We start from the raw sequence: 2,970 nt of genomic DNA on the forward strand, positions 1-2,970 counted from the left end.
ACAATGTACTGACAGCATGAGGCACGTTGGTTTTTTCAAATGTAACTGTAAGAGGCGCTGTACCATGGGCAGGTTCTGCGGTAATAATAAGTTCTGGAGAAATGCCGGATCCAAGAACTGATATCAAATCATTCTTCACGACACTATCCTTTCCACCTGGGCCGCATGCCTCAAGACTGACGGTATAAATCCCTGGCTGATTGTAGGTATGGTTCGGATTTTTCTCAGATGAAAAACCACCATCACCAAACGACCAGTTCCAAGTGTCTGCGTCACCCATGGTCTTATCAGTACATGATATGGTCAGAGGTGCATCACCTGAAATCGGGTACACGGAAAATGCAGCACGTACTGGTTCAACCGGGGTATCAACTACAATCAGGTTCTCATCAAATTTTTCAGAACTGCCATCAGGTCCTGTAACAACAAGTTTAACTGAATATGTGCCTGGTTGTGAATATACATGAGTCGGATTCTGTTCATGGGATACGGTTCCATCACCAAAATCCCAATCCCATGCAGATATGATTCCTGTAGATGAATCATGAAAGATGACAGATAAGGGGGCATTCCCGCGGACAGGATCAGCAGAGAATAATGCTGTAAGTTTTTCCGGAGATGGAAGTACCGTAATTACTGAATTCTTTCGGAGTTCATCCTTTCCACCTGGGCCTCGAACGGTCAGGGTGATGGAGTACTGACCGGGGAGAACATAGGTATGGGTTGGATTTTTTCCTCTGATTACCTTACCATCACCAAAGTCCCAAATCCGTTCGGTAATATCACCCTCCGACTGATCAGTACACGCAATAGCAAAAGGTGCGGTTCCTTCCGTGCTGCTGATAGTAAACTGTGCAACTGGGGGTTCTGGTGGAGCCTGTACCCGAATAACTGCGCTTTTTGTAAATTCTTCAGGGTATCCGGGACTGGATCTGGTCAGGGTTATTGTATACTCCCCAGGGATCTCATAGACATGGATCGGATTTGTCTCACTTGTATTTGATCCATCTCCAAAGTCCCAGAATATTGATTCAAATACGCCGGTAGAGGTATCAGTGCATTGAATAGTTAAAGGAGCGGTTCCTGAATCGGGTGATAGAATAAAATCCACTACAGGAGGGACAGATACAGGTTTTTCCGGCTCGGAAGGTGACACTTCCTCAATTTCAGGTACTGATTTTGTAGGTTCTATCGGGGATGATACAGGTTCAGGATTTATATTTTTTGATTCTGTCAGGACAGGGATTGCTTCATCCACGGCTTTGGGCAGAACTGGTTCTGGAACTGGGATAAAAGGAGTTGGATCAGGAGTTGGGAGCTTTGTTGGAGGTGGAAGATCCGGATGAACGAGTATATATGATGGTCTGGTCAGAAGGTCTTCATTGTGTGTACCGGTTACTTTTAATGATACATCATACGTACCAGGTTTTTCGTAAACATGAACAGGATTTTCCAGTTCTGAGTAAATGCCATCCCCGAATGACCATTCCCGTTTTAGAATTGTACCGGTTGATTGCTCCTCAAATCGTACTTCAAGTGGAGTTGTCCCTTCACACGGGCTTGCAATAAATGCAGATACAACAGGAGCAATTACCTGTACAGCCCCGGTTTTTTTGGTGCTATTAGAACTTCCCTGACCCTCAACGGATAAAGTGATATCATACACGCCAGGGTTTTGAAATATGTGAATAGGAGATGTTGCAGCAGATGTTGTTCCATCACCAAAATCCCACAGCCATGACGTCACTGGTCCGGCAGACTGGTCAGTAAAAGTCACTTTCAGGGGAGCCAGTCCGACTGAATCAGTAACTGAAAATTCAGCATGAACCGGAGATGCCGGTGGTTCTGTTACTGGAGGTTTGGGAAAAGTCTGAGAGGAGGATACTGGTTCAGTGGTCTTTGGTACTGGTTCAGTAACCGCTTCTACAGAAATGCTTTCTCCAACAGGAGTTATATCTCCATTCTGTACCGATACAACTGAACCATTTTTATCCATGCGCTCCCCCGTTCTCATCTTAGGAGATGCGGCATTATCTGATTCTGCTTCTAATACTGAAATATATCCAATTCTCGTTTTTTTATCTGATCCTGCGGTTCCGGAGACGGCGAGAGACACCGTGTATACTCCCGGCTCATAATAGGTATGGACCGGATTTTGTTCAAATGAACGTTCTCCGTCACCAAATGCCCATTCATAATGGTCCCGCAGCCCGGTGGAGAGATCAGTAAATGTGACCGTGAATGGTGCATTTCCCTGTTGGTTATCAGCAGAGAAATCAGCAATAATTACTGAATGTGCATTTTGTACGCTAATCGGAGGGATTTCTCCGGCAGATAAACCAGTGGATGCAAAGAGAGATAAGAAGATTATCCACGTAATTCCTGAATTAATATCCAGTTTCATGTGCCCAACCCATCGTGATATACCATATGGGTTTTTATATATAAAAATTATTATCTTAAAAATGAACGCCGAAGGGGAGATTTGAACTCCCGAGGTGTTACCACCAGTGGTTTTCGAGACCACCGCCTTCCCGGACTAGACTACCTCGGCACAACTGCCTTAACCTATTATCATTTCCGTTTGATAAAAATATCGCCGGGAACATCAAAATCGCACTCTGAATAAATTATTGCTCCAGAGAGGTTTTGATTTCTGTCATCATTATGCCCGGCAAATGTGCCCGGCATACCAGTAACCTTATAGAAAATCATGATCAAGATATACTGGTATCACCGATACCAGTCCGGCCCGGTCGATCACCCCTGCCATCCTGAGGGTCGGACATCTCTTTCTGTCCGGTTTTTTAAATCCAGACATTAATAGAGATAATCTTTTTGTTCTAACACTCATTACAATTAATTGATATCATATCTGCATATAATCCGAGGATGATCATGGGGCTTTTTAAATCTCACAAAGAAGATAAAAGTCAGGGAAAAATTTCATGGTCCGTTCCTTTCCCCCCT

At 44.2% G+C, this 2,970-nt stretch carries 1 protein-coding gene and 1 tRNA gene; both read right to left on the reverse strand.

Annotation, left to right across the window (positions count from 1 at the left end):
• A partial coding sequence (locus tag PLA23_RS12175) for a PKD domain-containing protein (protein WP_324475355.1) occupies positions 1–2,404 on the reverse strand: 2,404 nt, incomplete at its 3' end.
• Positions 2,405–2,470: 66 nt separating this feature from the next.
• Positions 2,471–2,554: transfer RNA gene (locus tag PLA23_RS12180), tRNA-Ser, on the reverse strand.
• Positions 2,555–2,970: the final 416 nt, after the last annotated feature.

The organism is Methanospirillum sp., assembly GCF_035406105.1.
GTDB lineage: Archaea > Halobacteriota > Methanomicrobia > Methanomicrobiales > Methanospirillaceae > Methanospirillum.